We start from the raw sequence: 9390 nt of genomic DNA on the forward strand, positions 1-9390 counted from the left end.
TCGTTGCCGACAATCGCGTGTCTCATGGCGAGCGCATGGGCAAGTCAGCGTACGTACGCCTGCCCAAACTGCTCGTCGTACCGTTCCAATCAGTGGATTGGAGGCGCTCTACCCTGGCGCGTGGGAAATCCGGTCTTGATGCCGTCCGCGACCACTCAGGTCGCCTGGCTGTCCTGCCAGACGCATCAACATGCCAGCGGAAACTTCGCTCCTGCTGCATCTATCCATGCTGAGCGAGCCCCGCACAATGCGGACCTCCTCATTTAGCGATGCGCGGAAACAGCCCTTCTGCTGGCCTGGAGCGTACTGGCGATGCAAGCAACCAATGCGGTCTCAACGGCGGGATTATCAGCCGCTGTCCTAAATTGAGACATGAGAATCAGCTTAAATCCCAGGGCTTGTCTTAGCTTCAAAACATCGAAATTCACTTGGGAAACCGAGACGGCTTAGGTCCACTGAAACCGCAAAAAACGGATTCACTTGTGAAACCTTGCGCGCTCGCTGCACACGGGACATGCGCAGATATGTGTCTGGCTCAATGCCACGCGTGGGCTTGCCACAGACGCAGAGAAGGATCGGGTAACGGTACGAAGTTCGCAGCTCGTCACTGCCCGGTCTGAGCACCGGCTACAGAAAGCCACTTCATTGCTGGCGGTTGCCTCCACCAGGAACCGCCGTTCTGGATATATCGAGAAGCTGGAGGCGATTGTTTGCACCTGCTGTTCGAGGAGCAGCGGCTACAGGCCAACGCCAGTTCTGGCTATCAAAATAGGCGCTGTCCTACAGAAGAATCTTACGAGCTATAGCACCATTCCGAGGATTCTCCTGCCCCGGTGAACTCGGTTGCAATCTAGCCGAGCTCATGCGCCAAAGCAGATTTCGAGATCCGCATGGCCCGGCCATCCAGGGCACGCATATCTGTCTGCGCGGCAGAACGAAAACCTATCTACACGGAGAGCGGAATGAGTCGCTTGAACGGAAAATTTCCGCAACGATCAAACAATCGCCCAGCAAGCGCTGTCGATGCAACCTACGCAAGAGTGTTGGCTCTATACCAACGGCGTCAACTGAACCAGGCGCTGGAGCTTTGCCACAGCAAGCTATTGAAGTTGGCACCCCGGCATCCGGGTGGTTTGGTCTGCGCGGGCGTGATCTGCTACCTCAACAAAGACTTCCCTGCCGCAGAGCGCTATCTGACGTTGGCGGCGGCGAGAGAAGACAATGCCGACGCCTATACCAATCTGGCACTGACTCTCGCGGCCATGCATCGTCTGCCTGAAGCTGAGGAGGCCTATCGCCGTTCGCTGGCGTTGAACCCCGGTCAAGCGAACGCATGGAACAACCTGGGCAACATTCTTACAAGCAGCTTCAAGGCAGACCGGCAGGCGGAAGCGCTGGCGTGCTATCGGCAGGCGATCAAGGCTGACCGGACCTATGCCAACGCCTACAACAATCTTGGCCATGCCCTCGACACAGTCAATGGCGACAAGACCGCTGCGGAGGAGAGCTTTCGTTCGGCCATCGCCTGCAATCCTGGCTACCTGCAGCCACGCCTGAACCTCGCAGGAATTCTCGAAAAGACCGGCAGGGAAGTTGAGGCCCTGAGCTGCTTGCAGGAAGCGCTGGAACTGCAACCGGGCAATGTCGAGATCATCGGACGCATTCTGAGTCTGCGCCGAAGGCTGGCTGATTGGAATGCCACGCAACCATCGATCTGCGATTTTCTCGTATTGCTGGCACAGGGCGACGGCGGCGAAGTGTCGCCACTTGATATGCTGGCCTGGCCGGAATTCGATGCCGCAATGCAACGCAGGGTCGCCAGCCAGTTTGGACGTAAACGCTGGGCATCTGCACTGGCTGCCGATCCATTGGTGTCCTCAGTTGCCCGTGCGCACGATGGGCGTCTGCGTATCGGCTATCTGTCAGCCGACTTTCGTAACCACCCGGTCGCCCACCTAATCACCCAGGTCATTGCGGCCCATGATCGCAGGCACTTCCAAGCGCACCTATATGCCTATGGCCCAGAAGTCGACGATGCAGAACGACGCAGTCTGATTGAAGCCGCTGATCACTTCACGGTAATCAGCCGAATGGATGACTTGGAAGCCGCGCGGCGGATACGCGATGATCAGATCGATATCCTGATTGACCTCACCGGCTACACAACCCACGCCCGTCTGGGAATCTGCGCACTGCGTCCAGCCCCGGTCATAGCATCGTGGATTGGTTATATCGGCAGCTTGGGGGAGGCGCGGCTTGCCGACTACATCATCAGCGACGCAGTAGCCACGCCGCCTGAGCATGCCAGCCAGTTCAGCGAAGCCTTGGCGCTGATGCCCGAGTGCTTCCAGCCGAACAGTCCATTGATGCCAGTAGCGCTCCCGCCGACTCGCGAAGCGGAAAACCTGCCGATGGACGCGGTCGTCTTCTGCAGCTTCAATCAGGCCTTCAAGTTCACACCGCAGCTGTGGGATGACTGGTGCGAAATCCTGCGCCGCGTGCCGCAAGCCGTGCTGTGGATCGCACCTGGATCCTCCGAGATGATTCGCAGCAACTTGTTGAAGCAGACCGAGAAGCGCGGCGTAGCGCCAACAAGGGTAGTTTTCGCAGAACGCCAATCGCTCGCAGATCACCGTGCACGTATTGCCCTTGCCGATATTGCACTGGATACGTTCCCGTACAACTCAGGGGCAACGGCAAGTGATGTATTACGTGCCGGTGTTCCTCTGATCACCTGCATGGGGGAAACCTTCGTCAGCCGCATGGCGGGCAGCCTGTTGCACACCTTGGGCATGCAGGAACTTTGCACCACCCGTCGAGCTGACTATGTGTCGCTGGCCGTTGAACTGGCCAGCAATCCATCGAAACGGGAGGCAATCCGACGCAAGCTTGGCGAGCAGCTGAGCACTTCGGTTCTCTACCAGTCCGATAAATTTGCCGCGCAACTGGAGCAGTTGCTCCAGGCCATGCACGAGCAGGCCAAGGACGGACGGAGAGAAATCATCGATCTGAGTCGTCGCCCTGCCACGGCAGGGTAGTGACTGCCGCAGCGGAAGTGCTGGCGCCAGGCGGCACCGGGACACAACTCACGCTGTAGATATCCGGCGCAATCGCTTCGTGCCCGGCCATTCCCGTCCAGGGACCGGCTGCGGCACGCAGTCGCCCCTCCTCCTGGACGACAGCCGCGCTGGGCTGGCCTGGTTTGCTGGACCGCCGTCGCATCGTCCTGTCGAAGTGCATCAAGAGCTCGAGCACACACCTTTCCCATGATGTGTGCCTGGGAGCTCGAACTATCGGGGCATGTCCAACAGGTAGGCAGGAAAGCAAAGTCACGCCCTTCGGGCGCCACTTTGGTGAACTTCTGGACTCTGACCCGCCCAAAGCCAACCATGCCGGGCGGTTCACCAAAGTTGGGCGGCGCGCAACTTTGCTTGCTACCCGGGCGCACCTTTGGTGACGAACGGTTCTGGAGTTGCGGAGGACGAAGTAGCGCTGCTTAAGCGGGCATCCGAGCTGACCCGGCGCGAAGGGAGTGCGCAGTTGGCGCAAGAGTGGCCAGCTGCCGGGCAGCGATGCCGGCACGACGTTGCCGCTCGAATATGCTAGGGTTAAGCCATGTCCGCCCACCCATTCGTCCAGAGCTACAGCCGAATACCGGTCTGATCGCAACGATCATGCCCCTGTAGCTCAATGGGTAGAGCAGCGGATTTATATCCCGTCAGCGCCAGATAAGCGGCTTGTGCCGGTTCGAGTCCGGCCAGGGGCACCACGTGTCTGCGGCAAGAGGTCGCGCCGAGGGACGCACTCGCGGGCGATCCTCCCACGGCACGTGCGCTAAGTCACTCCCAACTCCTTCCGATCAAGCTGTAGCGAGTGCGCCAGCAGAGAGACTCGGCGTGGTGGTTGGACACTCCTCTGACGCTGCAGACTCAGACGGGAACATGACCAGTCATGCCCGCTCAAAGGCTGACACATGAACTTCTTCCTGGACACCAAACGGGCCGATGTGATCGGCAATGAACTGGTGAGCTGAGCCTTCGTCAGCGAAGACGGCAGGCACACCTGCTATGCAGAACGTGATCCGCTGCCCTCCGCCCCTACTGATCTCGCTGGCGTTGCCGTCTATCCGCTACTTGAACGCGGAACGTTAGCTGCTTCCGATCTGTTGATGACTGCTGCAGTGCGAGAGTTTCTCAGTGCAATTCCTCAGCCCGTCGTGTTCACTGACTACGCCAACGATGTGTCTCTGCTCAACTACGCGCTGGGTGGCTTCGAGCTACCCGAGAGCGTCGTCGATGCCTGTGGTCCCACACCATAATCTTTGACGACGCACGTCCTGAAGGACGTCACATTGAATCGCATTGTGGAGCGTTACTTCGCCACACATCGGAAAATGGCTGCGTTCAGACATCATGCCATCACAGATGCAGATGCGCCGCGCATGGCTAGTGTTCACCGACAAGGTGCCCACGCCCCACGGGGCGATTACCACCGAATCGATAGGGTGACAGCCACGTAGTAGCCAGAGTGGACGCCCAAGCCCGCGTAGTAGAGCCGGGCAGGAGTATCGCCGACGCTATGTCGGCGACCGCAGTCAATGAAGGCGTTGCCTGTAGAGGTGGTGACGACAAGGGTTTCGGTAGTCGCTAGCCCACATCAGACCGAGAAAACGAGCCGATACACTAATGAAAGTTTTTCTTTAAAAATCATAATCTTGCATGGAAACTTGAATCCGAGTAGGGTCGTGTGGAGACACCTTGGAGGAGATGTGAAGTGCCAGCAACTCACTGAGTGAGGCCAAAAGAAAAGCCCGAGAGTGGACGCTCTCGGGCCTTCAGAATGCGCGCTTTGGACGGCTCGCGCATTTAGCCTCGCTCGTCCCTAAAAAAATGTCAAGTCCGCTGTGGCTTGAGGACGAGTCGATGAAAGAGCGACGTAGCGAAGCCGATGACCTAGTCATACGGCAGAGAGTCTATGAACGAATTCAGCTTCCTCTGTCCGCGCAGGCGGATCTTGAGGCTGCGATCAAGTCCTTGCCTGGCCGCCGAGTGGGGAGAGGAGCTCTCCGCAATGTTGTCACACAGACCACCTTCGAGAAGAGCCACTGCGCAATTGATTCTGAAAGTCATTCCGTGGAGCTCGTGCGTCAACTCGAGTGCGACCTCGATCCCACCGTTGTCAGCGTCTACACGCAAGTGCCAATAGCTGGAATCATTCGTACTCTGCCTAACGGAAGGCGACATGTGTCCAGCGCTCACCTCGATCTCCTTGTCTTCTACGAAGATCGAATACAGGCCGAGGAATGCAAGAGTCTCGGATGGCTGCAGCAGAAGGTCGCGGAAAAGCACGGCGACTGGTTGATGCAGGATGGGCGATATGTACATGGCCCATATCGTAAATGGGCACTTGCACGAAGCATCAACCATGTTGTCTGGTCGCCACCAGAGCATTCAGCAAGGTACCGCGCAAACCTGTTGATGATGCATCAGGTCCTGACTTCAAACGTCTCCGAGGAATTCGTAGAGCGCTCCAAGGCGATCATGAACTGCTTTTCGGAAACTGGGGCTCGCACCGCCAGCGCAGTGATGAAAGATCATCCTGGTACGTCCGTTCGTCACATCATCTACCTACTCGCAACTCACCAGCTGTACGCGCCGCTGATTAGCTGTCGAATCCACGACGAGAGGACATTGATCAGCAGAGACCGAGCGTCGATGGCTGCGTTTGATGACCATTGGCTCGCCAGGCTCACCTGCGCCTACTCTGACCCTGCCATAGACGACCTACTGCTCACCTGCACAGACAAGGCGAAAGAGTTCGCTCTGGCGAGGATGGCGCGCATCAACGACATGCTCGCGGGGAAGATAAAGAAGACGAAAGCACTAAGAAAGCTAGAATCTAGGCTTCGCAAACCCGAAGATCCGAACGCACTAGCTCCACTCATCCCAAACTTTTCGAACTGCGGTAACCGTGTGCCAAGGCTCTCCGCGGAACAACAGCAGCTCGTTAGCGAAATCGCTTGGCGTTGGGCGAATGGGGAGTTCGCGAAGAAGCTCCACGCACTCACTGAACTACATACGGAATCCGATGCCCGAGGAGTACCTTCGGTTTCCAGGACGACACTATACAAGGCACTGAGCGGCACAGATCCAGAGAAGCGGGCTCTTAAGTCCGGCGGAATGCGTGGCTATCAGAGCCAGGCACGCATGTCGGAACCACTTCATCGTACGGAGCCCACGGCACTAGCCGGTCACACCGTGCACATCGACGCCACTGCTCTCGATGTTAGGGGGATTCTTAACCTTGGCGAAGATAGCGCAGTTGATCGAGCTTGGGTGATGGTTATGCGCGATGTGCATGGCCTCCCTCTGGCCTTCTCAGTGACACTCGGGAAACCTAGGACTCAGAGCATAACGCTCCTGTACCGCGACTGCGTAGCACGACACGGCGAACTTCCGACCTCTGTCTACTGTGACCGAGGCACGGAGAACCAGAGTAAATGGCACAGTGCGTTCGCGCGCTCGCGCTTCCAACTAAACTACACGCCTACGGCAGCATCACGCTTCAACAGTCCTGCTGAGAACATCCTCAACTACATCAACATTGACATCTGTCACTGGATGGACGGGAACACACTTCCTGACCGGTATGGACGTGCCGTAGATGGTCGATTCAAGAGCGTTCGTACGGCACGTCACGCTTTCCCTGCAATCTACAAGGCGATTGAGCACTACCTGTTCGAGGATTTCGCCGAATCCCCAAATTCCAACGGCGCCTCATTCCGTAGCGACTACTCGGAACGACGTGAACACCTTGGCCTGGGAGGAAGGCCCTGTGCTTTTGATGACGCATTTCTCATCGCCACTTCAGTTCCACGATCAAAGTACAAAGCCTCGGAGAAGTTCGGGATTCGGCTGACTGAGGGGAAGTATCTCAACCAAGACATGCAGAATGCCCTGCGTCACAGAAAGCCGTGTGACGTCCGCTCAGATTGCACGAACCCATCGCTTGTCTGGGCGAGGATTGGGAGTCAGTGGTTCAAGGCGTTAAGGAGTGATGCCGCAGACACCTTTGATATGACAGATTGCCAGAAAATCGCAAAGCATTGGGCTGGACCGACGATCAGTTCGCTGCGTCGAGTTCATCGAGAAGAAGCCGCCAAGAGGAGACTCATCCGCGCAAGGCGCGAGCTGGAGAGCCTAGTCAACGCCAAGCGTGGCACCAATCAGATCACAGAGCAGGCCACGTCCAGCGCTAGTACTGTCGAAAAAACCTACCCCGATACAGACATCACATCGCTAGACGAGTATGAGGATCTCTAAGTGACCAGAGTCTTCAAGCATCCGCTCGGCGAAGACGCAGCCGACAAACTCAGCAATGCGATAAGAAGCTGCCTGCCTGGTCACATCATTGCGCTTGTCGGGATCGGTGGGACTGGAAAGAGCACGGTCATCGCTCGGGTCTGCCGGGAGATGTTCGGCCAAGCCTCAATGTGGAAAAGCAATGTCACTCCTGTGGCACGCGTGATGGCAGTTCTCCCAGACAAGGCCTTCTTCAGCCCTCTTGCGTTTGTAACATCTATCAAGAAGCAGATCATGTTTCCTGACATCCGCTGGCTCGGCCAGGGCGACAACATGGCCTCAAATGAGTGGATTGCCGAGCTCGACTCTGAGATTCAGACGGCGATGCGGGTGATACCCACCACTCGACGTTCCGCTGAAAGGGAGGAGTGGGCGCATGCGGTCGATTTGGTTCGGAGCAATGGGGTCGAACTTGTGATCGTCGAGCATGCGAATGCTTTGCTTAAGAATCACAAGGACACAACCCCTGCGCAGCACCTTCAGAACCTAATGTCATGGGGTGAGACGGCAGGGGTTCGTATACTTCTGGTTGGCGTCGAGACCCTTCCTGACTTGTGGCACGCCTCGTCGGAGCTTTCCAGGAGGGTTGCAAAAATCTGGTTGCCTCCATACTCAATAGAGACTGAGGAAGACACACGAGTTTTTGCATCCGTGATGTCAAACATGCTCAACGACTATCAGCATGATAGAAACATTCTAAGACGCATCAAAATGATTCATGCTGCGACCGGCGGGATCATCGGACAGGCGCGCAGACTGTTTGAAGACGCGAGCAAGCACAGGTCTGCGTGTCTGACAGCCGAGGCCGTCAGACAGTCGGTGCAGCCCGCAGACGCTATCGAGAGTATCTGGGCCTCGATAGCCACCTTCAATAGAATCCGATTTCCTGCAGATGACAGCGCGCTCATGAAGGCAAAGGCACTAGGTATAGCGCTGGGGCGCTCTCCGTGACTTGGCGCCCTTTCCCGAGCGACGACCTGCTCAATTCCAACTCGGTGATGGTGGAGTCTCTGCACTCCTGGATCGCACGTCAGTCCGCCCGTTGTGGCTATAAAATGAGTTCTGTTTACAACTCCCTAGGGCTCTCGCGTTCAAGCCAGTGGCCGTCGGTGATGGATGGATTGTCGCCGCTAGGGGCACAAACGTTTGAGACGCTCGCCCGACTCACCAACTCATCAACCATTCGAAGAGGCACTCTCTACAGCCTTAACGCAATCGCCAGTAGAGGGTTTCAAGGACATAATCCACAGCGACTTCGCTGGTGCCCGATGTGCTTGTCCTCGAAGCTGCATGAACCCTATCAGCCTCTTGTCTTCACGTTGAAGGGCTGCAGCGTATGCCCACGTCACGGCTGCGATATCCTTGAGCGCTGCCTCAACTGTAGTGCACCCCAATGGAGAAGCTGGTATCCGTCTAAGTGGTCAATCTGCCACAAGTGCGATAGTACCTTGACTGTGCCACCGACATTCACCAGGAGGAACCGTTATGAACTATGGGTACAGGGGCAGTGCGAGCATCTAATAGAGTTTTTCTGCGTTGCAGATAGGGAGCCAGTAGAAGGTGCTTCCGTGAGAAGTTTCTTAGAGTGTGTCACCGGGCCTGCGCGTGAGGATCGACGTGCTATTGGATTCATTTCACTCGCACATAACCTCTTACGTGGAAAGGGGGGCATCACCTTACCAACCTTGATGATGCTCGCTGCGGGCTATGGAACCAACGTTGTGGAGATCCTGCACCGGCCAATGGAGGCGGCCGCCGCTCCTCTCTTCCCTCCGTGGCGCTGCAAGCGTTCGATCGATACGATCATGCGAGTTCCTGAGCTGGAGGCTGCCGTTAAATCGATCGCGCTTGATTACCGATGGTTTCATAGCAACGGTTACGTCCCTTGTAATGCCACGGTGGCGAAAGCGCTTGGGATCGACGTCCCCCCGCTTTCAGTAGCGGGGCCCTTTAGAGTCCAGATTTAATCGTAGCGGCTTTGGCCGCCAACTGTTGGGCATAGGCGGCCGGTGTCAGGCCGCCTAAGATC

At 56.9% G+C, this 9390-nt stretch carries 4 protein-coding genes and 1 tRNA gene; all 5 read left to right on the plus strand.

Features of this window, described 5'->3' with window-relative positions; translation table 11 throughout:
* The first annotated feature begins 962 nt into the window (after positions 1-962).
* The 5 genes from ACVOLV_RS10685 to ACVOLV_RS10705 all read left to right on the plus strand — a co-directional run bounded on the left by ACVOLV_RS10685 (position 963) and on the right by ACVOLV_RS10705 (position 9328).
* Positions 963-3038: an O-linked N-acetylglucosamine transferase, SPINDLY family protein gene (locus ACVOLV_RS10685; RefSeq protein ID WP_481554378.1), complete on the plus strand. Its 2076-nt coding sequence runs from the start codon at positions 963-965 to the stop codon at positions 3036-3038.
* Positions 3039-3676: 638 nt separating this feature from the next.
* Positions 3677-3769 (plus strand) — tRNA-Ile (locus tag ACVOLV_RS10690).
* 1153 nt (positions 3770-4922) lie between these two features.
* Positions 4923-7322, plus strand: coding sequence for a hypothetical protein (locus ACVOLV_RS10695; RefSeq protein WP_481554379.1), 2400 nt, complete (start codon positions 4923-4925; stop codon positions 7320-7322).
* Positions 7323-8312 carry a hypothetical protein gene (locus ACVOLV_RS10700; RefSeq protein ID WP_481554380.1) on the plus strand — a complete coding sequence of 330 codons (990 nt, stop codon included), beginning with the start codon at positions 7323-7325 and terminating at the stop codon, positions 8310-8312.
* Between the two features lie 47 nt (positions 8313-8359).
* Entirely contained in the window at positions 8360-9328 is a 969-nt protein-coding gene (locus tag ACVOLV_RS10705; RefSeq protein ID WP_481554381.1) for a TniQ family protein, read from the plus strand.
* The last annotated feature ends 62 nt before the right edge of the window (positions 9329-9390 follow it).

The organism is Stenotrophomonas sp. STEN023, from assembly GCF_056760135.1.